This is a genomic window from Streptomyces sp. NPDC020965 (genome assembly GCF_044333555.1).
Lineage (GTDB): Bacteria > Actinomycetota > Actinomycetes > Streptomycetales > Streptomycetaceae > Streptomyces.
Window position 1 is genome coordinate 1,348,854 of the sequence record NZ_JBIRRE010000001.1, and the last position, 26,364, is coordinate 1,375,217.

19 protein-coding genes and 1 pseudogene are annotated in these 26,364 nt (G+C 71.4%); 13 read left to right on the plus strand and 7 right to left on the minus strand.

The features are described 5' to 3' along the window. Positions 1–262: 262 nt before the first annotated feature. The 3 genes from ACH4S7_RS05845 to ACH4S7_RS05855 all read right to left on the minus strand — a co-directional run bounded on the left by ACH4S7_RS05845 (position 263) and on the right by ACH4S7_RS05855 (position 4,630). On the minus strand, positions 263–1,945 hold the full coding sequence (locus ACH4S7_RS05845) for a thiamine pyrophosphate-binding protein (protein ID WP_398519798.1): 1,683 nt from the start codon (positions 1,943–1,945) through the stop codon (positions 263–265). Continuing rightward, on the minus strand, positions 1,942–2,913 hold the full coding sequence (gene speB, locus ACH4S7_RS05850) for an agmatinase (RefSeq protein WP_398519799.1): 972 nt from the start codon (positions 2,911–2,913) through the stop codon (positions 1,942–1,944). The genes ACH4S7_RS05845 and speB overlap by 4 nt, the downstream gene beginning before the upstream one ends. A gap of 232 nt (positions 2,914–3,145) precedes the next feature. Next, the gene (locus ACH4S7_RS05855) at positions 3,146–4,630 is read right to left on the minus strand and encodes a sodium:solute symporter (protein ID WP_398519800.1); all 1,485 of its coding nucleotides are present in this window, start codon (positions 4,628–4,630) and stop codon (positions 3,146–3,148) included. 368 nt (positions 4,631–4,998) lie between these two features. On the opposite strand from ACH4S7_RS05855, the gene ACH4S7_RS05860 reads away from it, so the two are divergent. Both ACH4S7_RS05860 and ACH4S7_RS05865 read left to right on the plus strand, forming a co-directional pair. After that, positions 4,999–6,432: a PucR family transcriptional regulator gene (locus ACH4S7_RS05860; protein WP_398519801.1), complete on the plus strand. Its 1,434-nt coding sequence runs from the start codon at positions 4,999–5,001 to the stop codon at positions 6,430–6,432. 304 nt (positions 6,433–6,736) lie between these two features. Further along, positions 6,737–7,894 carry an acyl-CoA dehydrogenase family protein gene (locus ACH4S7_RS05865; protein ID WP_398519802.1) on the plus strand — a complete coding sequence of 386 codons (1,158 nt, stop codon included), beginning with the start codon at positions 6,737–6,739 and terminating at the stop codon, positions 7,892–7,894. Here the strand turns inward: ACH4S7_RS05865 and ACH4S7_RS05870 are convergent. Beyond that, on the minus strand, positions 7,869–8,048 hold the full coding sequence (locus ACH4S7_RS05870; RefSeq protein ID WP_398519803.1) for a hypothetical protein: 180 nt from the start codon (positions 8,046–8,048) through the stop codon (positions 7,869–7,871). The two genes, ACH4S7_RS05865 and ACH4S7_RS05870, sit on opposite strands and share 26 nt — an antisense overlap. 209 nt (positions 8,049–8,257) lie before the next feature. Here ACH4S7_RS05870 and ACH4S7_RS05875 point away from each other — a divergent pair, with 209 nt between their 5' ends. Then, positions 8,258–9,148 carry an NAD(P)-dependent oxidoreductase gene (locus tag ACH4S7_RS05875; protein WP_398519804.1) on the plus strand — a complete coding sequence of 297 codons (891 nt, stop codon included), beginning with the start codon at positions 8,258–8,260 and terminating at the stop codon, positions 9,146–9,148. A 41-nt stretch (positions 9,149–9,189) separates the two neighbouring features. Further along, on the plus strand, positions 9,190–10,206 hold the full coding sequence (locus tag ACH4S7_RS05880; RefSeq protein ID WP_398519805.1) for a cation diffusion facilitator family transporter: 1,017 nt from the start codon (positions 9,190–9,192) through the stop codon (positions 10,204–10,206). Between the two features lie 131 nt (positions 10,207–10,337). Here ACH4S7_RS05880 and ACH4S7_RS05885 read toward each other — a convergent pair whose 3' ends face one another. Further along, on the minus strand, positions 10,338–11,117 hold the full coding sequence (locus ACH4S7_RS05885; RefSeq protein WP_398519806.1) for a phosphatase: 780 nt from the start codon (positions 11,115–11,117) through the stop codon (positions 10,338–10,340). 390 nt (positions 11,118–11,507) lie between these two features. Further along, positions 11,508–12,104, minus strand: a pseudogene (locus tag ACH4S7_RS05890) (TetR/AcrR family transcriptional regulator); the annotation flags it as partial. A 79-nt stretch (positions 12,105–12,183) separates the two neighbouring features. Between ACH4S7_RS05890 and ACH4S7_RS05895 the strand changes: the two are divergent. The 8 genes from ACH4S7_RS05895 (at position 12,184) to glmS (ending at position 22,634) form a co-directional block, all read left to right on the plus strand. Beyond that, positions 12,184–13,800, plus strand: a complete 1,617-nt coding sequence (locus ACH4S7_RS05895; protein ID WP_398519807.1) for a carboxyl transferase domain-containing protein — start codon at positions 12,184–12,186, stop codon at positions 13,798–13,800. 19 nt (positions 13,801–13,819) lie between these two features. Further along, positions 13,820–16,048 carry an acetyl/propionyl/methylcrotonyl-CoA carboxylase subunit alpha gene (locus tag ACH4S7_RS05900; protein ID WP_398520044.1) on the plus strand — a complete coding sequence of 743 codons (2,229 nt, stop codon included), beginning with the start codon at positions 13,820–13,822 and terminating at the stop codon, positions 16,046–16,048. After that, positions 16,045–17,088 carry a hydroxymethylglutaryl-CoA lyase gene (locus ACH4S7_RS05905; protein ID WP_398519808.1) on the plus strand — a complete coding sequence of 348 codons (1,044 nt, stop codon included), beginning with the start codon at positions 16,045–16,047 and terminating at the stop codon, positions 17,086–17,088. The genes ACH4S7_RS05900 and ACH4S7_RS05905 overlap by 4 nt, the downstream gene beginning before the upstream one ends. A 5-nt stretch (positions 17,089–17,093) precedes the next feature. Next, complete coding sequence (locus ACH4S7_RS05910; RefSeq protein WP_398519809.1) at positions 17,094–18,254, plus strand: acyl-CoA dehydrogenase family protein; 1,161 nt, start codon at positions 17,094–17,096, stop codon at positions 18,252–18,254. Between the two features lie 467 nt (positions 18,255–18,721). Next, positions 18,722–19,261 carry a GNAT family N-acetyltransferase gene (locus ACH4S7_RS05915; RefSeq protein ID WP_398520045.1) on the plus strand — a complete coding sequence of 180 codons (540 nt, stop codon included), beginning with the start codon at positions 18,722–18,724 and terminating at the stop codon, positions 19,259–19,261. Positions 19,262–19,365: 104 nt separating this feature from the next. Continuing rightward, the gene (locus ACH4S7_RS05920; RefSeq protein WP_398519810.1) at positions 19,366–20,235 is read left to right on the plus strand and encodes a DUF4429 domain-containing protein; all 870 of its coding nucleotides are present in this window, start codon (positions 19,366–19,368) and stop codon (positions 20,233–20,235) included. A gap of 222 nt (positions 20,236–20,457) precedes the next feature. Beyond that, a complete protein-coding gene (locus ACH4S7_RS05925; protein WP_398519811.1) occupies positions 20,458–20,760 on the plus strand; it encodes a hypothetical protein in 303 nt (100 codons plus the stop codon). Positions 20,761–20,816: 56 nt separating this feature from the next. Beyond that, positions 20,817–22,634 carry a glutamine--fructose-6-phosphate transaminase (isomerizing) gene (gene glmS, locus ACH4S7_RS05930; RefSeq protein ID WP_398519812.1) on the plus strand — a complete coding sequence of 606 codons (1,818 nt, stop codon included), beginning with the start codon at positions 20,817–20,819 and terminating at the stop codon, positions 22,632–22,634. A 362-nt stretch (positions 22,635–22,996) separates the two neighbouring features. On the opposite strand, the gene ACH4S7_RS05935 is transcribed toward glmS, so the two are convergent. Further along, entirely contained in the window at positions 22,997–23,518 is a 522-nt protein-coding gene (locus ACH4S7_RS05935) for a universal stress protein (protein ID WP_398519813.1), read from the minus strand. Between the two features lie 1,642 nt (positions 23,519–25,160). Here ACH4S7_RS05935 and ACH4S7_RS05940 point away from each other — a divergent pair. Continuing rightward, complete coding sequence (locus ACH4S7_RS05940; RefSeq protein WP_398519814.1) at positions 25,161–26,363, plus strand: GlxA family transcriptional regulator; 1,203 nt, start codon at positions 25,161–25,163, stop codon at positions 26,361–26,363. The last annotated feature ends 1 nt before the right edge of the window (position 26,364 follow it).

The window sequence follows — 26,364 nt, forward strand, 5'->3', positions numbered from 1 at the left end:
ACTGTTCCCCCCACACCCCTCCCGGCGTGCGACGGCACGCCGGCATCCACGCCCCGGCCCCGATCGGCGACGACCGGCACGGCGCCCCCACCCGCCGATGACGGGCCAGGGCACTCCGCCGCAGCATACGAAAACGTAAGAACGACTTTCCCTGGAGCAGTGACCAAACCTCAGACCGGCAGAACTCTGCACCTCCGGAGATCCAGAGCCCCGGACACCCGGGTATCCAGCCCCCGGGGCCCGGGCCCTCGGCCCCCGAACCTCAGACGTGCGTCGGAGCGAACATCCGCAGCAGCGCCGGGAGGACGACCACCGAGGGACCCGGCGCGGCCAGCGCCTTCGTCAGATCCTCCGCGAGCGTCTCCGTCGAGCTCCGGACCGCCGGGACACCGAAGGACTCGGCCAGCGCCACGAAGTCGGGGCGGGCCAATTCGGTGGCCGTCGCCTCGCCGAAGGTGTCGGTCATGTACTCGCGGAGGATGCCGTAACCGCCGTCGTCCACGATCAGCCAGGTGACCGGGAGTCCGTACTGCTTCGCCATGGCGAGCTCCGCTATGGAGTACATCGCGCCGCCGTCGCCGGAGACGGCGAGCACCGGCCGGCCGGGATCGGCGACCGCCGCGCCGAGCGCGGCCGGGAAGCCGTAACCGAGGCCGCCGGCGCCCTGGGCCGAGTGCATGGTGTTCGGGCGCCGGGCGTCAAAGGCGGACCAGGCCCAGTAGGCCAGGATCGTCATGTCCCAGAAGCTGGGTGAGGTGTCGGGCAGGGCCTCCCGGACGGCGGCGAGCACCCGCTGTTCCAGGGTGCGGTCCTGGGCGTCGATCCGGTCCCGGACCCGGGCGAGAACCGCGCGGACGCGCTCGGGCGCCTCCGGATCGGGCCGTTCGGCCACCGTTTCGAGCAGGGCGGAGAGGGCGATCCGCGCATCGGCGTGGATACCGACACCGGGGTGGTTGGACTCCAACTTCCCGGCGTCCGCCTCGATCTGGATCACCCGGCCGCGCGGGGCGAACGTGTGGTAGTTCGAGGAGAGTTCGCCGAGCCCGGAGCCGACGACGAGCAGGACATCAGCGTCCTCCAGGAAGTCGGTGGTGTGCCGGTCCTCCAGCCAGGACTGGAGCGACAGGGGATGCTCCCAGGGAAACGCGCCCTTGCCACCGAAGGTGGTGACGACCGGCGCGCCGATCCGCTCGGCGAGCGCACGCAGCTTGCCGGACGCGTCGGAGCGTACGACTCCACCGCCCGCGATGATCGCCGGGCGTTCGGCGGTCGCGAGCAGATGGGCGGCGAGCGCGGTCAGTTCGGGGCGGGGCACGATGTCGTCGGGGGTGGCGTCCATCGCGGTGACGACCGGCAGCAGCGTCTCCGCGAGGAGGACGTCCTGCGGGATCTCCACCCAGACCGGGCCGTGCGGCGCGGTCAGCGCCGACTGCCAGGCGGCGGCGACGGCGGACGGGATCTGGGAGGCCGTCCGGGCGGTGTGGGTGGACTTCACGATGTCGCGGAACGAGGCGCTCTGATCGCGGAGTTCATGGAGATAGCCGTGTCGGCCGCCACCGAGACCCGCCGTCGGGATCTGGCTGCCGATGGCGAGCACGGGCGCGGACGCGGACGCCGCCTCCTGGAGCGCGGCCAGCGACATCAGCGCGCCCGGCCCGGTGGAGAGCAGCAGCGGAGCGACCTCGCCGGTGATCCGTCCATACGCGTCGGCGGCGAAGCCGGCGTTGTTCTCCACGCGGAGTCCGACATACGTGAGGGAGGAGCGGCGCAGCGCGTCGAACATGCCGAGCGCGTGCTGTCCGGGAAGGCCGAAGACGGTGGTGGCGCCCAGGCCCTGGAGGGTCTCGATGACGAGGTCGCCGCCGGTGCGTCCCGGTGGGGGGTTCAGTGCGGCCTCGGTCTGCCTGGCGGTGGGCCGCAGCTCCACATCGTGGTCGTGGGTCACCGGGCCGCCCGTCCGGCCGCGATCTGGCGGGTCATGATCGTGGTGAGTTCGTAGGCGGTGTGGGAGGCGGCGACGGCGGTGATCTCGGCGTGGTCGTAGGCGGGGGCGACCTCCACCACATCGGCCGAGACGAGATTGCAGGAGGCGAGCCCGCGCAGGATCTCCAGCAGCTCGCGGGAGGTCATGCCACCGGCCTCGGGCGTGCCCGTGCCGGGGGCGTGCGCCGGGTCGAGGCAGTCGATGTCGATGGAGATGTAGAGCGGGCGGTCGCCGATCCGCTGGCGGAGCTGGTCGGCGACCTCGTCGGCGCCGCGACGGTAGATGTCGGCCGAGGTGACGATGCCGAAGCCCATCTTCTCGTCGTCGGTGAGGTCCTGCTTGCCGTACAGCGGGCCACGGGTGCCGACGTGGGAGAGGGCGGAGGTGTCGAGGATGCCCTCCTCGACGGCGCGCCGGAAGGGGGTGCCGTGGGTGTACTCGGCGCCGAAGTAGGTGTCCCAGGTGTCCAGGTGGGCGTCGAAGTGGAGCAGGGCGACCGGGCCGTGCTTCTTCGCCATGGAGCGCAGCAGCGGCAGGGCGATGGTGTGGTCGCCGCCGAGCGTCATCATCCGGGCGCCCGTGGCGAGCAGGTCGTCGGCGGCGGCCTCGATGGTCTCGACGGCCTCGTGGATGTTGAACGGGTTCGCCGCGATGTCACCGGCGTCGGCGACCTGCGCGAGGGCGAAGGGGGAGGCGTCCTGCGCGGGGTTGTAGGGGCGCAGCAGCCGGGACGCCTCGCGGATGGCGTTGCCGCCGAAGCGGGCGCCGGGCCGGTAGGAGACCCCGGCGTCGAAGGGCACTCCGACGACGGCGACATCGGCGGTGCCGACCTCGTCGAGCCGGGGCAGCCGGGCGAACGTGGCGGGTCCGGCGTACCGCGGGACGCGGGACGAGTCGATCGGTCCGCGCGGCTGCTCGTTGCTGCTCATATGGAATGCCTTCTTTCCTACGCTTCGATACGTTCGACTTTAGTCGTGCTCCGGACTTACGCGGTCCGGCCTGTGGATAACCCCGGCCCCACGCTTCCCACCAGCGGTTTCCCTGGTGGGCCTGGATTGGCACCGGTCCGTGCCTGGTCCGGTGACACGGCCCCGGCACCGGCACCGGCACCGGCACGGGTCCATGTCTCGGCCGGTGTCGCGGCCCACCGGCCCCCGGCCCTCAGACCCCGGCGCGTTCGGCGGGCTCCCCCGCCGCCCCGTCCGGTGTCTCGTCGCCGCCCCGGCCCGCGAGCCGCTCGCGCCAGTTCGCCAGCACGGCGGCGTCCGTGGGCCGGGTGAGCAGGCTGACCACCACGTACACGGTGAGGGAGGCGAGCAGGCCGTAGTAGACGGGCTCGGTGGCGAGGATCCCGTACGACACCATCAGGCCGATCACGGCCAGCCCGCCGACGGCGACGGCGGCGAGCGCGCCCTGGACGGTGCCGCGCTTCCACAGCAGTCCGCCGATGATCGGTACGAGCAGTCCGCCGACGAGCAGGTTGTAGGCGACGGTCAGTGCCTCGACGACGTCGTTGAGCGCGATGGCGACACAGATGACCAGGATGCCCATGCCGAGGATGAAGAGCCGGTTGCCCTTGACCTCGTCATGGTCGCCTACGGGCGCGTCGCGGGAGGTCAGTCCGCGCAGCCGGGACCAGATGTCGTTGTTGGCGACCGTGGCGCAGGCGATCAGCGCGCCGGACGAGGTGGACATCACGGCGGCGAGGGCGGCGGCGAGCACGAGTCCCCGTACGCCCATCGGCAGCTCGTCCTTGACGATCAGCGCGAAGGCGTCGTCGGGGTTGTCGAGCTTCGGGTAGAGGACCTTGGCCGCGGTGCCGATCAGGGCGCCGGCGAGGGCGTAGACGAGACAGTACGTACCTGCCGCCATACCGCCCCAGCGGGCGACCTTGTCACCGCGGGCGGTGAACACCCGCTGCCAGATGTCCTGCCCGATGAGCATGCCGAAGGTATAGATAAGGACATAGGTGAAGATCGTCTCGGCGCCGATGCCGAGCGGGGCGAAGTACTCGTCGGGCAGCTCGGCCCGCATCTCGCTGAAGCCGCCCGCCTTGATGACGGCGATCGGCAGCAGGAGCAGCAGCACGCCGACCGTCTTGACGACGAACTGCACCATGTCGGTCAGGGTGATCGACCACATGCCGCCGAGCGTGGAGTAGGCGACGACGATCGCGCCGCCGAGGATGATCGAGACGGTCCGGTCGATATCGAAGAGGACGTCGAAGATGGTGGCGTACGCGATGGTGGAGGTGACCGCCAGCATCAGGGTGTAGGCCCACATCACCAGGCCGGATATGACGCCCGCCCGGCCGCCGTAGCGCAGATCGAGCATCTCGGAGACGGTGTAGACCTTCAGCCGGGCGATGCGCGCGGAGAAGAAGACGGAGAGGGCGAGCAGCCCGAGGCCGATGGTGAAGACCATCCAGGCGCCGGAGAGACCGTGCTTGTAGCCGAGTCCGACGCCGCCGATGGTGGAGGCGCCGCCGAGGACGATGGCGGCCATGGTCCCGGAGTACATCCAGGGGCCGAGCCGGCGCCCGGCGACCAGGAACTCGCTCTTGGACTTGGCGCGGCGCATCCCCCACCAGCCCATGCCGAGCATCCCGGCCAGATAGACAGCGATCACCGCGTAGTCGACAGCCATCGGCATTCCTTCCGTCTCGTCACCCGGAGGCTTCTCGCCCCCGGGTGCTTGTCCGTCCCCCGGGCGGTGTTCACCCCTCGGGCCGTCTCGTTCCCCGTTGTCCGGTCCCCAGGACGTCGGGGGTGTTCAGATCCACGCCCGCGATCGTCCGCGTTCGCCGCCGTCCAGTTCCGTCCCGTCCCGTCCCGTCCCGTTCCATCGCGCCCGTTCCGCGGCTCCGTCCTCGTCCGCCAGCGGCCCGCGCTCCGTGGACGCTCTGCGTGCGTTCCGCGGGGTGTCCTGTCCGCGTGATGACGCTAGGTGGCCGGAAAGCGGCGCTGAAGTGTACGTTTCCTCCACTGCTGACGACTTCTCTGGATGGAATATCCATGTCGGACACCACAGCCGCACCACCCACCCCACCGGTCCCGCTGACCGCGCTGCTGGCGCGGGAGGAACTCGGGCTGCGCCGGATCGCCGGGCCGGCGACGGCTGACACCGCTGTCCACTGGGTGCACACGTCCGAGATGGCCGACCCGTATCCGTACCTCCTCGGCGGCGAACTGCTGCTCAGCGCCGGGGTCCTGCTGACGGACCCGGACACCTATGTGGCACGGATCGTCCAGGCCGGTGCCGCGGCGCTCGGCTTCGGCGTCACACCGGTGTACGACACGGTCCCCGGCGAACTGATCGCGGCGTGCGACCGGCACGGTCTGCCCCTGCTGGAGGTCCCCCCGGAGACGACGTTCACGGCGGTGGCCAGGGCGGTGTGGCGGCTGATGGCGGAGGCGCGCCACCGGGAGCTGCGCCGGGTGACCCGGGCGCAGCAGGGCCTGGCGACGGCCGCCGCCCGCCCGGACCCGGTCCCCGCCGTGCTGGGCCAGCTCGCGGCGGGCTTCGGCGGCCGTGCGGTCCTGCTCTCTCCCGACGGCACCGAACTGTCAGCGGCGGGCAGGCCCCCGGCTGCCGAAGCGCGGCAGGCACTGCGGCGGCTGGCCCGGATGGTGGCCCCCGGCGTCGGCCCCACCGCCGCCAGCGACACGGCGGCCGGCACCCGTCTCAGCGCCTACGCGCTCGGCGGCGGCCAGGGCCTGGCCCTGGGGCTCGCGACCCCGGCCGGGGAGCCCGGCGACCACACGGTCGCGGGCGTCGCCGTCGTCCTGCTGTCCCTGCTCACCGCGCCCCACCAGGGCCTCGACAGCACGGGCCGCGCCACCGCGCTGGTCCGGCTGCTGCTCGGCGCCTCCGCCGAGGAGGCGGCCCGCCCACTGGGCCCCCGGATGTGGACGGTGGTGCACGCGCGCGGCGGTCAGCGGACGCCGTTCGCCGCGTCCGCGCTGGGGGCGGCGCTCGGCAGCGCGCTGGTGGACCCGGCCGACGACGGGACCGTACGGGTGCTGCTGCCGGAGGGCACGGCGGCGGCGCCACAGCCCGGCTGGGTGCTGGGCGTCAGCGACCAGGTCGGCCCGGAGGACCTCACCGCGGCCGACCAGCGGGCGGCCCGGGCGCTGCGCCGCGCCCTGGCGACCCGCTCGGAGCTGGTCCGCCACCGGCCCGGGGGCTTCGACGCACTGGTGGACCCGGACGAGGCGGCCCACCACGCCGCACGCCGACTCGCCCCGCTGGCGAACACGCCCGCGCTGCTGGAGACCCTGCGCACCTGGCTGTCGCTGCACGGCGGCTGGGACCGTACGGCGGCGGCGCTTGAGGTGCACCGCAACACGGTCCGGCAGCGGATCGCCCGGTGCGCGGCGCTGCTGGGTGAAGACCTGGACGACGCGGACGTCCGGATGGAGCTGTGGTTCGCGCTGCGGCGCAGTTAGTGCCTCTCTTTCGAACCTGAAAGCCCCGGTTCAGATCCTGAGCCCGGTTCGGATCCTGAGCCCGGTTCGGATCCTGAAAGCCCGGTTCGGATCCCGAAAGCCCCAACGCCCGCCCCCGTACGGAACGCCACTGGCCCCCGCCCCCGTACCGGAATTCGTACGCCGGAATTCGTACGGCCCCGTACGAAAGGTTGTACGAGGATTTCCCTGGACAGCCTCGGTGACCAGCCGGTAACTTGGCCTGAGCAAGCGCTTAGGCATATATCGCTATGAGGACTTCCCGAGGACTCCAGAGGAGGCGTCCGTGCGCCGTACGGTGTTCAACGAGGACCACGAGGCGTTCCGGGAGACCATCCGGGCCTTCATCGAGGCCGAAGTGGTCCCGGTCTACGACGAGTGGTGCGCGGCCGGCCAGGCGCCACGCGACTTCTACTACAAGCTCGGCGAGCTGGGCGTCTTCGGCATCGAGGTGCCCGAGGAGTACGGCGGCGCGGGCGAGGAGTCCTTCAAGTTCCAGGCGATCATCGCCGAGGAGACCGCCCGCGCGGGCGTCTCCTTCGGCGGCTCCGGAGTGCATGTCGCACTCTGCCTCCCGTACCTCGTCGCCTACGCCACCGACGAGCAGAAGAAGCGCTGGCTCCCCGACTTCGCCTCCGGCGCGACCATGTACGCCATCGCGATGACCGAGCCCGGCACCGGCTCCGACCTCGCGGGCATGAAGACGACCGCGAAGCTCTCCGCCGACGGCAGCCACTACGTCCTCAACGGCTCGAAGACCTTCATCACCGGCGGCGTCCACGCGGACCGGGTGATCGTCTGCGCCCGCACCGAAGCGCCGTCCGCCGAGGACCGCCGCCTCGGCATCTCGCTCTTCGTCGTGGACACGGGGCTGGCGGGGTACGCGGTCGGCCGCAAGCTCGACAAGCTGGGCCTGAAGACCTCCGACACGGCCGAACTGTCCTTCACGGACGTCAAGGTCCCCGTCGAGGACCTCCTCGGCGAGGAGGGCAAGGGCTTCTCCTACCTCGGCCAGAACCTCCCCCAGGAACGGCTGGCCATCGCGGCCGGTGCGTACGCGCAGGCGTCGGCGGCGATCCGTTTCACCCAGCAGTACGTGTCCGAGCGCACCGTCTTCGGTAAGACGGTCGCCTCGTTCCAGAACACCAAGTTCGAACTCGCCGCCTGCAAGGCCGAGGTCGACGCGGCGGAGGCGGTCGTGGACCGCGCCCTGGAGGCCCACGACGCGGGCGAACTCTCGGCGGCGGAGGCGGCGTCCGCGAAGCTCTTCTGCACCGAGGTCGCCCATCGGGTGATCGACAAGTGCCTCCAGTTGCACGGCGGCTACGGCTACATGAACGAGTACCCGATCGCGCGGCTGTACGCGGACAACCGGGTCAACCGGATCTACGGCGGCACCAGCGAGGTCATGAAGTCGATCATCGCGAAGTCGATGGGCCTCTGACCGACACCCCCCGGACACCCTGTTCGATCCGCTCGACGTGGCGCGGATCGAGCAGGGTTTCGTCGTTCCGCCAGCGCGTTTCGCGGTTCGCCGGCGCACGATGTCCCGGCGTGATTTCCAGCAGCCCGGGCAGATCGGCATCGGCACTGGCCACTCCACCGCGCTCCGCCACCACCGCGTACGCACCCGGTCCGGGTCGGTCCCGGCCCCGGGACGCAGAAACACAGAGACACAGAGGTACTGACCTCAGGGTAAGTACGCACTTAATAGTCAGTACTTGAGGGGAACTCCGCGCCGCCCCAGCATGGAACGGGCGCCCCCGCCGGCGCCCCCATCCCACAATCACCAGGACTGGAGCGACGCATGACCGGGGACAATCGGACGCCCGTGACCGTCATCGGACTCGGACTCATGGGCGCGGCGCTCGCGGACGCCTTCGTCGCTGCCGGGCATCCGACCACCGTGTGGAACCGCAGCCCGGGCAAGGCCGCGCCGCTCGTCGCGAAGGGCGCGGTCCAGGCCGGGAGCGTCGCGGCGGCAGTCGCCGCGAGTCCGCTCGTCATCGCCTGTCTGACCACGTACGAAGCCACGTTCGACGCCTTGGGGCCGGCCGGGGGCGCATTCGCCGGGCGCACCCTGGTCACACTGAACAGCGGCACCCCGGCCGGCGCGCGCCGGATGGCGGTCTGGGCCGGCGAGCAGGGCGCCCGGTTCCTCGACGGGGCGGTGAAGAACGTGCCATCCGCGGTGGGGAGGCCGGACACCCTGCTGTACTACAGCGGCGAGCGGGCCGTGTTCGACGAGTACGAGGCGACGTTGCGGGTCCTCGGTGGCGACACCGTCCACCTCGGCGAGGAGGTGGATCTCGCCGCCCTGTACGAGATGGCGGTCGGCGGCCTGCTGCTGCCCGCCCTCGCCGGTTTCTTCCAGGGCGCTGCCCTGATGACCGCGCGCGGTCGGACGGCGAGCTCGATGATCCCGTACACCACCAAATGGCTGGAGATGATCATCTCCGTGCTGCCGGGCTTCGCCGCGGAGATCGACTCGGGCGACTACTCCCAGCCCGGCTCCACCGTTGGCATCTTCCACGAGGCACTCGCGGACGAGGCACAGCTCGGCGTGGAGGGGAACATCGACGTCTCCTGGCAGGAGCCGCTCCACGATCTGGTGCGGCGGGCCGTCGACGCGGGCCACCGCGATCACAGCATCTCCGCGCTGATCGAGGTGCTTCGGAAGCCGGAACAGGACGGATAGCCTCCCACGGCAGGACCGGTGGAGCGCATACCGTCCGTTCCATGAGCGAAACGGACAGCTCGCCGACGGTGGGCGACGGGAACGCCGAGAGTACGTTCACGGTCGTCGTGGCCGCCCTCGCCAACCTCGGGATCGCCGTCGCCAAGGCCGTCGCCGGTGTGGTCAGCGGATCCAGCGCGATGCTCGCCGAGGCGGCCCACTCCGTCGCCGACACCGTCACCGAGCTGCTTCTCCTCACTGCGCTCAAGCGCAGCTCGCGGCCCGCCGACGAGGAACACCCGCTCGGCCATGGACCCGAGCGCTACATCTGGGCCCTGCTCGCCTCCGTCGCGACCTTCGTCGGTGGCGCGGTCTTCGCCGTGTACGACGGGATCCACACCCTCATCCACGGCGAGAAGCTGGGCGATCCGCTCATCTCGTACATCGTGCTCGGGGTGGCCTTCCTGCTGGAGAGCTTCTCGCTCCGCACCGGCCTCCGGCAGGTCCGCGCCGAGGCCGCCCGACTGGGCACGGCGGCCGGGCACTACCTCCGGGTGACCCCGGACACCGCCGTCAAGGCCGTGGTCCTGGAGGATTCGGCGGCCCTCGTGGGACTGCTGCTGGCCGCCGGTGGACTGCTCGGCGCGCAACTCACCGGCTCGGGCGTGTACGACGGGATCGCCTCGGTCCTCATCGGACTGCTGCTGGTGTGCGTCGCCTGGGTGCTGGGCCGCAGCAACGCCCGACTCCTCATCGGCCGCCCGCTCCCCCGGTCGATGCGGGACGCGGTCCGGGAGGAGATCCTCACGGTCCCGCACATCGTCGCCGTGCTGGAGCTGACCACCCTCATCCAGGGGCCGCGCGAGATCCTCGTAGCCGCGAAGGTGGACTTCCGGGACGCGTCGAGCGCCCGGCAGGTGGAGTGGGCGTGCGAGGAGGCCGAACAGCAGCTCCGGGAGCGGTTCCCGTCGATCCGGCGGGTGTATCTGGACCCGACTCCCGGCCTCGGCGACGAGCGCTCGACCGGTGAAGGCCGCACCGGCGAAGGCCCCACCGGTCGACGCCCGACCGATGGGTGATCCGGACGGCGGATGATCCGACCGATGGGTGATCCGGACGGCGGGTGACCCGGACGGCGGGTGACCCGGGCGGCGGAGTGAGCGGCCACGGTCGGGGGCGGCCGGGGACCCGGTCGGGGGCTCCGGCTGAGCTAGGAGAGGCCCGCCGCGTCCAGCAGGTACGCGGTCATCGGGTCGTAGAACCTCGGATCGGTCACATGGTCGTCCAGCGGCACCGTCACCTGTACGGTCCCCTCCGCCTCCGCGATGAAGAGCGCCGGGTCGTTGCAGTCGGCGTAGCCCACCGAGTCCAGCCCCCGCTGACCCGCGCACCCGGCCCAGCCGTGGTCGGCGACCACCAGATCGGGCTGCGGTCTGCCGTCCCGCTCCAGGCCGTCGAGGATCGCGGCCATCGGCGCCGGGGAGTGGGTGTGCCAGAGGGTGGCGCCGCGCTCCAGGACCGCCACGTCCGCGAACTGGAAGACCATGCCGTCGTCGGCGGTGAGCCCGCCGGGGATGCGGACGATCTCGCAGCCCGCCGCGCGCAGCGCGTCCGCCGTCTGCCGGTGGACGTCGAGCAGCCCGCCGGGGTGTCCGGTCGCGAAGAGCACCCGTTCCCGTCCGGCCGCCGCCTTCCGCAGCCGGGCGGCGAGCCGATCCAGGGCGGCCACGGTCAGTTCGGGGTCGATCGTGTCCTGTCCGACGCGGTAGCCGGGGTCGTCCACCACTCCGCACCGCTCGGCCATCACGGCCAGTACGTCCTGCTCGTCGCTCCAGCGGTCGCCCAGCTCCAGACCCAGCCAGTAGTGACGGTCACCGTTGGCGAGCTTGCGGTAGTGGGAGAGGTTGTTGTCGCGGGGGGTGGCGACGTCTCCGGCGATACGAGTGCGGACGAGGTGTTCGATGAGCGCGGCACGGCTGGGTATCGGCATGATTCCCATTGTGCCGTCACCACCGGGGAGCGCATGGCGCATCACGTATTACGGGCGGGTCCGGGCCGGGGCGAGCGTACGGGCAGGGGTACGGGCCGGACTCGGGCTACGGGTCCGGGGTGGGGCAGGGGTACGGGCGAGGGCGCCGGTCCGCCTGCCTCAGGAGGGCGGGCGAGAGGCGCGGGTCCAACCGCCCCGGGAGGGTCGCCGAGGGGCGCGCCCGTCTCTCAGGAGCCCTCGGGCCCCCGTAACGGCTCTCAGAACGCCTCAGAGCGCCTCAGGACGGGTCGGGGCGGGGCCGCCCCGGAAAGCCCGCTCGTCCGAGGGCGGCGCCCCGAAGGCCCGGTCGTCCGAGGACGCCCCCCGGAGCGCCCGCTCGTCCGCGGACGGCGCCAGCGACGCGAAGGCCCCGTGCGCCAGCCTCCGCAGCAGCGTCTCCGTCGCCGCGCGCGCCGACAGCCCGCCCCCCTGCGGCCCCAGCCTCGGTGTCGAGTTCAGCAGCCCGAACACCGCGTGCACCGCCGCCCGCGCCTCCGTCTCCGGCACCTCCGGGTGCAGCTCCCGTACCGCCGCCACCCACAGCTCCACGTACTGCCGCTGGAGCTGGCGCACCAGCTTGCGGTCGGTGTCGCGCAGCCGGTCCAGCTCCCGGTCGTGGAGGGTGATCAGCGGACGGTCGTCCAGCGCGAAGTCGATATGGCCGTCGATGAGCGACGCCAGTAGTGCCTCCGCCGGATCGTCGGCCGACGCCGATTCCTCGACCCGCAGCCTGCCGCCGGTCAGTAGCCGCTCACTGATGCCCACCAGCAGTTCCGCGAGCATGGCGTCCTTGCCCGCGAAGTGGCGGTACAGCCCGGGGCCGCTGATGCCGACGGCGGCCCCTATCTCGTCGACCCCCACGCCGTGGAAGCCGCGCTCCGCGAAGAGCCGGGCGGCCTCTCTGAGGATCTGCTCGCGGCGCGTGGGCGCATCCGTCCTGGTGCTCATGGAATCCGATTCTAGACAATGCCGTTAGCGCTCGTTAACCTGAAGAGACGCGTTAACGCTCATTAACTGGAGTGTCATGATGCAGCAGGCACCCGTGCTGACCAGCGCGGCAGACCCCGCGTCGACGGCCTGGCAGGCCAATGAGGCGGCCCACCGGGAGCTCGCCGACGCCCTGCGCGCCAAGCTGGCCGCGGCCCGGCTCGGCGGCGGCGAGAAGGCCCGCGCCCGCCACACCGCCCGGGGCAAGCTGCTCCCCCGCGACCGGGTCGACGCCCTGCTGGACCCCGGCTCGCCCTTCCTTGAGCTGGCCCCCCTCGCCGCCCATGGGATGTACGACGACCAGGCCCCCGCCGCCGGTGTCATCGCGGGCATCGGCCGGGTCGCCGGCCGCGAGACCGTGATCGTCGCCAATGACGCCACCGTCAAGGGCGGCACCTACTACCCCATGACCGTCAAGAAGCACCTCCGCGCCCAAGAGGTCGCCCTGGAGAACCGGCTGCCCTGCGTCTACCTGGTGGACTCCGGGGGCGCCTTCCTGCCGCTCCAGGACGAGGTCTTCCCCGACCGTGAGCACTTCGGCCGGATCTTCTACAACCAGGCCCGGATGTCCGGCGCCGGCATCCCGCAGATCGCGGCCGTCCTCGGCTCCTGCACGGCGGGGGGCGCCTACGTCCCGGCGATGAGCGACGAGGCCGTGATCGTCCGGAACCAGGGCACGATCTTCCTCGGCGGTCCGCCCCTGGTGAAGGCCGCCACCGGCGAGGTCGTCACCGCGGAGGAGTTGGGCGGCGGCGAGGTCCACTCCCGGGTCTCCGGCGTCACCGACCACCTCGCCGAGGACGACGCCCACGCCCTCCGGATCGTCCGGAACATCGTGGCGACCCTCCCCGCCCGCGGCCCGCTGCCCTGGACGGTCGCCCCGGTCGAAGAGCCCGAGGTCGACCCCGGCGGGCTGTACGGGGCGGTGCCCGTGGACTCCCGTACGCCCTACGACGTCCGGGAGGTGATCGCGCGGATCACCGACGCGTCCCGGTTCACCGAGTTCAAGGCGGAGTTCGGGCAGACCCTGGTCACCGGCTTCGCCCGGATCCACGGCCACCCCGTCGGCATCATCGGCAACAACGGCATCCTGTTCTCCGAGTCCGCCCAGAAGGGCGCCCACTTCATCGAGCTGTGCGACCAGCGCGGCATCCCCCTGCTCTTCCTCCAGAACATCTCCGGCTTCATGGTCGGCCGGGACTACGAGGCGGGCGGCATCGCCAAGCACGGCGCCAAGATGGTCACGGCGGTGGCCTGCGCCCGGGTCCCCAAGCTGACGGTCGTCGTCGGCGGTTCGTACGGCGCCGGTAACTACTCGATGTGCGGCCGGGCCTACTCCCCCCGCTTCCTGTGGATGTGGCCCAACGCCAAGATCTCGGTCATGGGCGGCGAACAGGCCGCCTCCGTACTGGCCACGGTCAAGCGCGACCAACTGGCGGCGCGCGGCGAGGACTGGTCGAGTGACGACGAGGACGCCTTCAAGGACCCGATCCGCGGCCAGTACGAACAGCAGGGCAACGCCTACTACGCCACCGCACGGCTCTGGGACGACGGGGTGATCGACCCGCTGGAGACCCGTCAGGTGGTGGGTCTGGCCCTCACCGCCTGCGCCAACGCCCCGCTGGGTGATCCCGGCTTCGGCGTCTTCCGGATGTGAGGGAGCACGGACGATGACGATGTTCGACACGGTCCTGGTGGCCAACCGGGGCGAGATCGCGGTCCGGGTCATCCGCACGCTGCGCGCGCTGGGGGTGCGCTCGGTCGCCGTCTTCTCCGACGCGGACGCCGACGCCCGGCACGTCCGGGAGGCGGACACGGCGGTCCGGATCGGTCCGCCGCCCGCCGCCGAGAGCTATCTGTCGGTCGAACGGCTGCTGGACGCGGCCGTACGGACCGGGGCGGACGCCATCCACCCCGGCTACGGCTTCCTCGCCGAGAACGCCGCCTTCGCCCGCGCCTGCGCCGACGCGGGCCTGGTCTTCATCGGCCCGCCGCCGGACGCCATCGCGCTCATGGGCGACAAGATCCGCGCCAAGGAGACGGTCCGGGCGGCCGGGGTCCCGGTGGTGCCGGGCTCCTCCGGTTCCGGACTGACCGACGCCCAGTTGGCCGATGCCGCCCGCGAGATCGGGATGCCCGTACTGCTGAAGCCGTCGGCGGGCGGCGGCGGCAAGGGGATGCGGCTCACCCGCGTCGAGTCCGCGCTGCTGGAGGAGATCGCGGCGGCACGGCGCGAGGCGCGGGCCTCCTTCGGTGACGACACCCTGCTGGTGGAGCGGTGGATCGAGCGCCCCCGGCACATCGAGATCCAGGTACTGGCCGACGGCCACGGCCGGGTGCTCCATCTCGGTGAGCGCGAGTGCTCGCTCCAGCGCCGTCACCAGAAGGTCATCGAGGAGGCGCCGTCCGTCCTGTTGGACGAGGAGACCCGCGCGGCGATGGGCGAGGCGGCCGTGCGGGCGGCCCGCTCCTGCGGCTATGTGGGCGCCGGGACGGTCGAGTTCATCGTCCCGGGCACCGACCCGGCCGCGTACTGCTTCATGGAGATGAACACCCGGCTCCAGGTCGAACACCCGGTCACCGAGCTGATCACCGGCCTCGACCTGGTGGAGTGGCAGTTGCGGATCGCGGCGGGCGAACCACTGCCGTACGAACAGAAGGACATCACCCTCACGGGCCACGCGGTCGAGGCCCGGATCTGCGCGGAGGACCCGGCGCGCGGCTTCCTCCCCTCCGGCGGCACCGTGCTGGCCCTGCACGAACCGCACGGCGGCGGGGTGCGCACCGACTCCGGCCTCAGTGAGGGCACCGAGGTGTCCAGCCGCTACGACCCGATGCTGTCGAAGGTCATCGTCCACGGCCCCGACCGCCCCACCGCCCTGCGGCGGCTGCGCGCCGCCCTCGCGGAGACGGTCACCCTCGGCGTCCCGACGAACGCGGGCTTCCTGCGCAGACTGCTGGCCCATCCCGATGTCGTGTCCGGCGCACTGGACACGGGTCTTGTGGAGCGCGAGGCGCCCGGTCTCACCGGGGACGAGGTCCCGGACGAGGTGTACGCGGCGGCGGCGCTGCTGCGCCAGGCCGCCCTCTCCCCCGGGACGCCGCGGGATGCCTGGGCGGACCCGTTCTCGGCCCCGTCCGGCTGGCGGCTGGGCGGCGAACCGGCGTGGACCGTGCACCATCTCCGTACGCCGGGCCGGGAACCCATCGCCGTGCGGGTACGAGTACGGGCACGGGGCGCGGCGGTGGCACCGGGCGCAGGAACGGCAGCGAGCGCGGGACCGGACGCCGAGGTCGCCCTCGGGACGGAAGCACCCGCACGGCCCGCCCGGCTGCTCCGCGACAGCCCTGTCCCGGTCCCAGGCAACACCGGCAGCACCGGCAGCACCGGCAGCACCGGCAGCACCGGCAGCGGCACGGTCACCCTTGAACTCGACGGCCGCACCCACACCTTCCACCACGTCCCCTCCGCCACCGGCCGCTGGCTCGGCCGCGACGGCGACTCCTGGCACGTCCAGGACCACGACCCGGTCGCCGCCTCCCTCACCGGCGCCGCTCGCTCCGGTGCCGACACGCTCGCCGCGCCGATGCCGGGGACCGTCACCGTCGTCAAGGTCGGCGCCGGGGACGAGGTGGCCGCCGGACAGAGCCTCCTGGTGGTCGAGGCCATGAAGATGGAGCACGTCATCTCGGCCCCGCACGCCGGAACCGTCACCGAGCTGGACGTCGTCCCGGGGGCCACCGTCGCCATGGACCAGATCCTGGTCGTGGTCACCCCGCACGAGACACCAGGGACACCTGAGGTTCCCGCGATGCCCGAGACGCCAGGTGCGGAGGAAACACACAGGTCAGGGGAGACGCCCGGGACAGCGGAAGCACCGCGCACCACGGAGGCGGGCGCATGATCGACGGACTGCCCATGCCCTTCCCGGAGCCGGGCCTGCCGACCCGGGTCCGCATCCACGAGGTCGGCCCCCGCGACGGCCTACAGAATGAGAAGACGGTCGTCCCCACCGAGGTCAAGGCCGAGTTCGTGCACCGGCTCGCCGCCGCCGGGCTCACCACCGTCGAGGCCACCAGCTTCGTCCACCCCGACTGGGTCCCCCAGCTCGCGGACGCCGAGCGACTCCTCCCGCTGCTGGCCGGCATCGACGGAGTCGACCTCCCCGTCCTCGTACCGAACGAACACGGACTGGAGCGCGCCCTCACCCTCGGCGCGCGCCGCATCGCGGTCTTCGGCTCGGCCACCGAGACGTTCGCGCGGAAGAACCTCAACCGCACGGTGGACGAATCGCTCGCGATGTTCGCGCCGGTCGTCGCCCGCGCCAAGGACGACGGCGTCCATGTGCGCGGCTATCTCTCGATGTGCTTCGGAGATCCCTGGGAGGGCCCGGTCCCCGTCGACCAGGTCGCCCGGGTCGCCCGACGGCTGTACGACCTCGGCTGTGACGAGCTGTCCCTCGGCGACACCATCGGCGTGGCGACCCCCGGCCAGGTGCTCGCCGTGCTCACCGGGCTGACCGGCGCGGGGGTGCCCGTCGGCGCGCTCGGGGTGCACTTCCACGACACCTACGGACAGGCCCTCGCCAACACCCTCACCGCCCTGCGGTTCGGCGTCACCACCGTGGACGCCTCGGCGGGCGGGCTCGGCGGCTGCCCGTACGCGAAGAGCGCCACCGGGAATCTCGCCACCGAGGACCTGGTGTGGATGCTCCAGGGCCTCGGCGTCGAGACCGGTGTCGATCTCGGCCGACTCGTCGCCACCAGCGTCTGGATGGCCGACCGGCTGGGCCGTCCGAGCCCCTCCCGCACCGTACGCGCCCTCTCCCCCACCGCCCTCGCCCCCGGCGGTGACGCCCCCGAACCGACCGACCCGACCGACCCGGACCACGCGGACGGCACGGACCACGCGGACCGCGCGCCCCACGCAGACCACAAGGAGTGACTCCCATGTCCCTGGACCACCGGCTCACCCCGGAACACGAGGAACTCCGCCGCACCGTGGAGCGATTCGCGCGCGAGGTGGTCGCTCCGAAGATCGGCGAACTGTACGAGCGCCATGAGTTCCCGTACGAGATCGTCCGCGAGATGGGCCGGATGGGCCTGTTCGGACTGCCCTTCCCGGAGGAGTACGGGGGCATGGGCGGCGACTACCTGGCCCTCGGCATCGCCCTGGAGGAGCTGGCCCGCGTCGACTCATCGGTGGCGATCACCCTGGAGGCCGGGGTGTCGCTCGGCGCGATGCCGATCTTCCGCTTCGGTACGGAGGAGCAGAAGCGCGAGTGGCTGCCCCGGCTCTGCTCGGGTGAGCTGCTCGGCGCGTTCGGTCTCACCGAGCCCGAGGGCGGCTCCGACGCGGGCGGCACCCGCACCACGGCCGTACGGGACGGCGACGAGTGGGTGATCAACGGCTCCAAGTGCTTCATCACCAATGCCGGTACGGACCTCACGGGCCTGGTGACGGTCACCGCCGTCACCGGCCGCACCTCCGAGGGCAAGCCGCTGATCTCCTCGATCATCGTCCCCTCCGGCACCCCCGGATTCACCGTCGCACCCGCCTACTCCAAGGTCGGCTGGAACGCATCGGACACCCGCGAACTCGCCTTCGAGGACGTACGGGTACCGCTGGCGAACCTGGTGGGCGCGGAGGGTCGGGGGTACGCCCAGTTCCTCCGCATCCTGGACGAGGGCCGGATCGCGATCTCGGCGCTCGCGACGGGGCTCGCCCAGGGCTGTGTGGACGAGTCGGTGAAGTACGCACAGGAGCGGCACGCCTTCGGCCGGCCGATCGGCGCCAACCAGGCCATCCAGTTCAAGATCGCCGATATGGAGATGCGGGCGCATATGGCCCGGGTCGGCTGGCGGGACGCGGCCTCCCGACTGGTGCGGGGCGAGCCCTTCAAGAAGGAGGCCGCCGTGGCGAAGCTGTACTCGTCCACGGTCGCGGTGGACAATGCCCGCGAGGCCACCCAGATCCACGGTGGCTACGGTTTCATGAACGAGTACCCGGTGGCCCGGATGTGGCGCGACTCCAAGATCCTGGAGATCGGCGAGGGTACGAGCGAGGTGCAGCGCATGTTGATCGCCCGCGAGTTGGGGCTCACGGGCTGACGGGCTGGCGGGCAGACCGCCAGCGGGGGTCCGGGGCCGCCTTCACTGCACCGGGGTGGCACCGGACCCTGGGGATCGAACTGCGAGGAATCGAACTGCCGGTCACCGAGCTGCCGGCGATCAAGCTGCCGGTCACCAAGCTGCCAGGGATCGAGCCGCCGGGGATCGAGCACCCGGCACCCGGCCGGGGATCGCGCGACGACACGCCACCCATGTGGGGAATGCGCCGGGAGTGGCGTGGCAAGTTAGGTTAGGCTAACCTTCATAAACATCGCCTTCTCGCCCCGTCGCCACGCCTTCGACGGACGGCCAACTCCGCACCCCCGGAAGGGCATCGAATGCGCTCGCAGCCACTCAACACCGGAACGGCGATCGCCCACCGGCGCGCCGTGACGGAAGGAGTCGCGCGGGCGAGGCACGGAGTCGGCGTGCCCCGGCGGCCGTTCGGCGCCGCGAGCGAGAAGCGCATGCCCTGCACCGTCCGCCCCCTCGACCCACTGGTCGACGCCGAACTCGTGCACGGCTGGGTCACCCGACCCGAGGCCGCCTTCTGGATGATGCGCGACGCCCGGCTCCAGGACATCGAACGCGAGTACATGGCCGTGGCGGCCCATGAGCACCGCCATGCGTTCATCGGCCTGTTGGGCGGTGAGCCCGCCTTCCTGCTGGAGCGGTACGACCCCCGCCACCTGGAGCTGGTGGGGCTGTACGCACCGGAGCCCGGCGATGTCGGGATGCGCTTCCTGGTCGCACCGACGGACGCCCCCGCCCACGACTTCAGCCGTACGGTGATCACCGCGGTCATGGCGGAGCTGTTCGCGGACGATTCGGTGCGGCGCGTGGTCGTGGAGCCCGATGTCCGCGACGACGCCGCACTCACGCTCCACGACCACGTCGGCTTCGAGATCGTCGACCGGATCGAGAAGCCGGAGAAGGACGCCTATCTCAGCTTCTGCACCCGGGAGTCGTTCGCCGGGCTCGGCGCCCGGCCGGGCGCCACCCCCTGATCGGACGGGCGCGCGTGAAACGGTCCCTCGCGCGCGCCCGTTCACACCTCCCCCGGTCCGCCCTCCACCCCCGGCACCGGGTCCGCCAATGAAACAATCGCCGCATGGCGGAAATCATCCAGAAGGACGGCACCTGGACCTTCGACGGGGACTCGGTGCGCGTCGTGCCCGGAGCCGACAAAAGCGTGAGCCTGCTGCGCAAGACGCTCGGCGAGGTCACGGTCCCCCTGGAGGCACTCGCCGGCGTCTCCTACGAACCCGGCGGCAAGCGTTCGGGACGGCTCCGGCTGCGGCTGCGCAACGGCGCGGACCCCCTCCTCCAGATCACCGGCGGCAATCTGGTCGACGGCTCCGACCCGTACCAACTGATCGTGGAGAGCGACCGTGCGGGCGTCGCCGAGTACTTCGTGGACGAGGTGCGGAACGCCCTGCTGCTCGACCAGATCCCCGCCGATCCGATCGACCGCTATCTGCTGCCCGGCCCCGCCGTGCCGATCACCGTGAGCGCGGGGGACGGCACGGTCTCCTTCGACGGGGAACAGATCAAGCTGTCGTGGAACTGGAAGACCGAGGACTCCAAGGCGTCGGGGGGCGCCCGCGCCCTCTCCCTGAGGGAGTTGGAGTCGGTCGAGTGGCTGCCGTCGTCCGGTCTTGAGAACGGCTACCTCCGCTTCACCGTCAGCCACTCCGCGACCGCCGCCCCGCCGAAGTACGATCCGCACGCGGTGGACCTGTGGGGCTTCCGGAAGGACCCGTTGATGGCGCTGGTCGCGGCGGCCGTGGTGGCGCGGATGCCCCACCCGCACGCCCCGGACCGGCCCACGCCCGTCCTCACCGCCAAGGGCGACGACGGCGGCGCCGATCACGACGCCCTCCTGCGTCGACTGCGGGAGCTGGGCGAGCTACACCAGGCCGGAATACTCACGGACGACGAGTTCGCCACCGCCAAGCAGGCCGTACTCAAACGCCTCTAGCGCCCCGGGCGTCTCCAGCGCCTCCAGCACCCCGGGCGCACCGGCACCTCTAGCACCCCGGACACCTCCGGCACACCCAAACCTCACCATTCATCCCATATCGCCCGAAATCAGACGCTCTTCACCCAGGAACGAACCGCCTCACGCGAAAAGTGGCCCCCACCTGCCCGGAATCGGGCAGGATTCTTGCAATTCCATCCGCAGGACCCCCAAAATCGACGGGTGCTCGAACAACGCCAGCCCGGTCGTCCGCAACCCTCAGCTCCATCGCATGACGACCTCATCGACCATCTGGTCCGCAGCAGCGCCCTCCAGCGCGGCGAGGCGGCCCGGGTGGTGCTCGATGTGCTGGCGTACTTCGACGAGAAGACCGAGGACTATGTCCGCCGTCGCCACCGTGAACTGCAGTCCGGTGGCCTGACCAACGCGGAGATCTTCGAGCGGGTCGCGGCCGAGCTGCCGCACCGCGCCGTGGCGCCACCGGAGCTGTCACTCCGCCAGTTGCGCCGCATCGTCTACGGCTGACCGCCCGCCGGTCGCCGCTCGGGCACGCTTCCGATCTATGGAGGGGTATCAACGTTATGTGCGGAATTGTCGGATACATCGGTAAGCGTGATGTGGCACCGCTGCTGCTGGAGGGACTCCAGCGACTGGAGTACCGGGGGTACGACTCGGCCGGCCTGGTGATCACCAGCCCCAAGGCGGCCGGACTGAAGATGGTCAAGGCCAAGGGCCGGGTGCGCGAACTGGAGGCCCGGGTCCCCAAGCGCTTCACCGGCACCACCGGCATCGCCCACACCCGGTGGGCCACCCACGGCGCCCCGAGCGACGAGAACGCCCATCCGCACCTCTCCGCCGACAACCTCGTCGCCGTCGTCCACAACGGAATCATCGACAACGCCTCCGAGCTGCGCCTCAAGCTGGAGGCCGATGGAATCGTCTTCGCCTCCGAGACCGACACCGAGGTCCTCACCCACCTGATCGCCCGCTCCCAGGCCGACACCCTGGAGGAGAAGGTCCGCCAGGCCCTCAAGGTGGTCGAGGGCACCTACGGCATCGCCGTCATGCACGCCGGGTTCAACGACCGCATCGTCGTCGCCCGCAACGGCTCCCCGGTCGTCCTCGGCATCGGCGAGAAGGAGATGTTCGTCGCCTCCGACGTCGCCGCCCTGGTCGCCCACACCCGCCAGATCGTCACCCTGGACGACGGCGAGATGGCCACCCTCAAGGCCGACGACTTCCGCACCTACACGACCGAGGGCTCGACCACGACGGCCACGCCGACCACCGTGGAGTGGGAGGCCGAGTCGTACGACATGGGCGGCCACGACACCTATATGCACAAGGAGATCTCGGAGCAGGCGGAGGCCGTGGACCGGGTGCTCCGCGGCCGGATCGACGACCGGTTCTCCACCGTGCACCTCGGCGGGCTCAACCTGGACGCCCGGGAGGCCCGGGGCATTCGCCGGGTCAAGATCCTCGGCTGCGGCACCTCGTACCACGCGGGCATGATCGGCGCCGGGCTGATCGAGTCCCTGGCCCGCATCCCCGCCGACGCCGAGCCGGCCTCCGAATTCCGCTACCGCAACCCCGTGGTGGACCCCGACACGCTGTACATCGCGGTCTCCCAGTCCGGCGAGACCTATGACGTACTCGCCGCCGTCCAGGAGCTGAAGCGCAAGGGTGCGCGCGTGCTCGGCGTGGTGAACGTGGTCGGCTCCGCCATCGCCCGCGAGGCCGACGGCGGCACCTATGTGCACGCCGGGCCCGAGGTCTGCGTGGTCTCCACCAAGTGCTTCACCAATACGGTCGTCGCCTTCGCCCTGCTCGCGCTGCACCTGGGCCGGATCCGCGACCTCTCGGTCTCCGACGGCAAGCGGATCATCGAAGGACTGCGCCGGCTGCCCGCCCAGATCACCGAGATCCTGGAGAGCGAGGCCGACATCAAGAAGCTGGCGGAGGAGTACGCGGGCGCCAAGTCGATGATGTTCATCGGCCGGGTCCGCGGATACCCGGTGGCGCTGGAGGCGTCGCTGAAGCTCAAGGAGATCTCGTACATCCACGCCGAGGCGTACCCGGCGTCCGAGCTGAAGCACGGCCCGCTGGCGCTGATCGAGCCCGCGCTGCCGACCGTCGCGATCGTGCCGGATGACGAACTGCTGGAGAAGAACCGCGCGGCGCTGGAGGAGATCAAGGCCCGCAGCGGACGCATCCTGGCCGTGGCCCACCGCGAACAGGAGAAGGCGGACCACACCATCGTCGTACCGAAGAACGAGAACGAGCTGGACCCGATCCTGATGGGCATCCCGCTCCAGCTCTTCGCCTACCACACGGCCCTGGCGATGGGCCGGGACATCGACAAGCCGCGCAACCTGGCGAAGTCGGTCACCGTCGAGTAGCCCGCCCCCGGGCCCGGATCGCTCCGGTCCTCCCGCGGCGCCGTCCAGTCAGGCCACCGTCCCCCCGCGCCACCGTCCAGTCGCGCGGGGGGACTTCGCCGTTCCCGCCCCCGCCACCGCCGCGACGGAGGGGCGAACCCCGGCACCTATGGCGCGAAGTGATCGGGTGTCGGCTGGGGGGCGCGTGCGCGGTGGGTGACCGCGCCGGTCCGTACGGAAGCGGGGCGCGACGGCCCGTACGGAAATGCCGGTCGGCCGTGGAGGCAGGGCCGGCGGAGGCCGCGGGCCGGACACGGAGGCGGTACGAGCAGAGGCGGGGCGGGACGGTGCGAGGAGGACGAGCGGAGGCCGGGGGCGAGCCGCTACGGAATGACGACGACGGGTCGCTGCGCGCGCCGCGCCAGCCGGCCGGCCACCGAGCCGAAGATCCGGCCGACGATGCCGTGCGTGGAGCCGACCACGATGGCATCGGCCGAATACTCCCGGCCGACTTCTTCCAGCTCATGGCAGATGTCGCCGCCGCGCTCCACCAGGATCCACGGCACCTCGGCGAGATACTCCGCGCAGGCCAGCTCCAGACCGAGCACCTCGGTGCGGTGATCGGGGACATCCACGAAGACCGGGGGCTCACAGCCCGCCCAGACGGTGGTCGGCAGCCGATTGGCGACATGCACGATGATCAGGCCGGAGCCGGAGCGCCGGGCCATGCCGATGGCGTACGCCAGCGCGCGCTCACTTGAGGTCGATCCGTCGAAGCCGACGACGACTCCGTGCCGGAACGCCGGATCGCAGGGATGGCGTGACTCTTCCGCCGCGCGCAGATCCGACGTGGGGTCGGCTACCTGCTTGCGGTCCGCGGGTTCGGGAATCTCGTGTCCTGCCATCGGTGTCTCGGCGAAGGAAATCCTCAGTCGGAGGGAACGACATGGCGACAGATGCTGTGTCCGGGAATCATCTTCCCTGGCCCATACCCCTAAGGGTACGGCGACACTCCTCTTATGCCCAGGGCCGGTCGGCCCAATCGGGCGTTCCAGGGAGCATGACTGAGCCGGTCCCGGATGGCAATGCCAGATGGTACCTACAGCCGTCGGGGACGGCGACAGGCGCCGCCGTGAGCGCACCGGGGCCCGTCTTACTCGTAAACCTCCCCGGAGCCCGGTCGGCCCGCACGGGCGGCACGGGAGGGCGCCAGGGGCCGTACGGGGGCGCGGGGCGCTCAGTGACCGGAAGGCTCCGCGCCTCGTTGGCACCGAGGTCACCCCACAGCCGCCCCGCGCAGCCCCGAGGAAGCTTCCGTGTCCGCACGCCCGTACCCCCGTCCCCGTACCCCGACCGCTCGCTCCGCCCATACCGCCGCGCCCCCGACCGCGCCATCCGCTGTACCCTCCCCTCCCGCACGATCGTCACCGTCGCCTCCGCCACCCCTCCCCTCTCCTCTCCCTGCCCCCTCCGCTCCCTCGACCTCCTCCCGCCCCACCCTTCCCTCGTCCCACTTTTCCCCCTCCGCCCACTCCGCCCCCTCCATCCGCTCCGTCCGCTCCGTCCGCTTCTTTCCCTTCTCGCTCTTCTCCTCCTCTTCCTCCCCTTCGCCTCACGGCGCTGACGACGGGCCGGCGACTCGGTCGTCGTCCGACGCGGTGAGCGATGTGGTGCGGTGGGCTTCGTTCAGCTGTCTGCTCGTCCCCGTCGTTCTCGTCGGGTACGGGACCTCGATGGGCGGGGCGGCGGCGACGGCGTTCGGCCTCGCCGCCGTGACCGCCGTCTCCCGGGCACTGCTCCGCCACGCGGAACGCGGCGCGGTACGGGCGCGGGCCGCCGACGGCGAGCGGGAGGCCGCCGCGGCGCGGCCGGGGGCGGGAGCCGACCCGATGGCCGCCGGAGTGGCCGATCAGGGGCCCGCCGACGGAGTCACGTGGGGAGTTGCGAGAGTGGCCGGGACAGGGATGGCGCCGGAGCCCGGCGCGGGGGACGGTCCGGCACCGGGACCGACCCCGCCGACAGGCTCCGTGAGTGGCACGGGAAGGGGCGGGGCCAGAGGTACGGCGAAGGGCACGGGAACGGGCCGCGGACGGCGGGGCCGACCGGCTCCGCGGTCGCACCGAAGTGGCCGCCACAGCGGCGGGCAGGTTCCCGAAGACTGACCCGTTCGTACGCTCGCACCCGTATAGTTTCAGCCAACTTCGCGCCACCGGCACATCCTTGGGGAAATGGCCTACCTACCCCCTTGTCACCAGGGAAGAAAGGACCATTCGCGGCCCTTGCACCCTACGGAACGGGCCATGCGCGCAGGGCGCACTTCCCTGGGGAGCCTGTGAGTGGAACGCTTCGTCATCGAATGCTTCGCGCCAAGTTCCCATGGAGACATAGCGGGGCATGCCGAACTTGTCACGTCGGCGCCACGGGACACAGTAGATTCGATCTTGAGTATCGAAGGCTCGGGACTCGTGCAAAACCGAGGGGAAACGTGCAGGAGCGAAAGGCCCGAAAAGAACGGGGAGACGCGAACACCGAGGGGGGCTTAGCGTCATGAGTCAGGACTCCGCCGCACCGGAGGTAGCACGAAAGCTCTCCGGGCGCCGGCGCCGGGAGGTCGTCGCGGTTCTGCTGTTCAGCGGCGGCCCCATCTTTGAGAGCTCCATCCCGCTCTCGGTGTTCGGAATCGACCGTCAGGACGCCGGAGTTCCTCGCTATCGACTGCTCGTCTGCGCAGGCGAGGAAGGCCCACTGCGGACCACCGGTGGGCTCGAACTGACCGCGCCGTATGGCCTGGAGGCCATCGGTAGAGCAGGAACAGTCGTGGTACCGGCCTGGCGGTCGATCACCTCACCGCCACCGCCGGAAGCGCTCGACGCGCTGCGTCGAGCGCATGAGGAAGGGGCTCGGATAGTAGGACTGTGCACCGGCGCGTTCGTTCTCGCCGCGGCCGGCCTGCTGGACGGGCGCCCGGCCACCACCCACTGGATGTACGCGCCCACGCTGGCGAAACGGTATCCGTCGGTCCATGTGGACCCGCGCGAGCTGTTCGTCGACGACGGCGATGTGCTGACCTCAGCGGGCACGGCGGCCGGAATCGATCTCTGTCTGCACATCGTGCGCACCGACCACGGCACGGAAGCGGCCGGGGCACTCGCCCGCAGGCTGGTCGTGCCGCCGCGGCGCAGTGGCGGGCAGGAACGCTATCTGGACAGGTCTTTACCTGAGGAAATCGGGTCGGACCCGTTGGCCGAGGTCGTGTCGTGGGCGCTGGAGCACCTCCATGAGCAGTTTGACGTGGAGACCCTGGCGGCCCGGGCGTACATGAGCCGACGCACGTTCGACCGGCGATTCCGTTCCCTCACGGGCAGCGCGCCGCTCCAGTGGCTGATCACCCAGCGGGTCCTCCAGGCCCAGCGGCTACTGGAGACCTCCGACTACTCGGTCGACGAGGTGGCGGGCCGCTGCGGCTTCCGCTCCCCCGTGGCGCTGCGTGGCCATTTCCGACGGCAGCTGGGTTCGTCCCCGGCCGCCTATCGGGCGGCCTACCGGGTGCGGCGGCCACAGGGCGACCCCTCACCGGCGTCGCTGGTGGACTCGGTCGTGCCGGTGCAGGCCAGGCGCACCGCCGCGGCGGGCGCGTCGGGTCATGGCGTCACGTCCGCCGCTCCTCCGGAGCTGGGGAAGCCTCCGTCGGGTGCCTATGCGGCCGGCCACGGCCGTCCTAGCCTGCCCGGTCAGCGGAGTGCCCCATAAA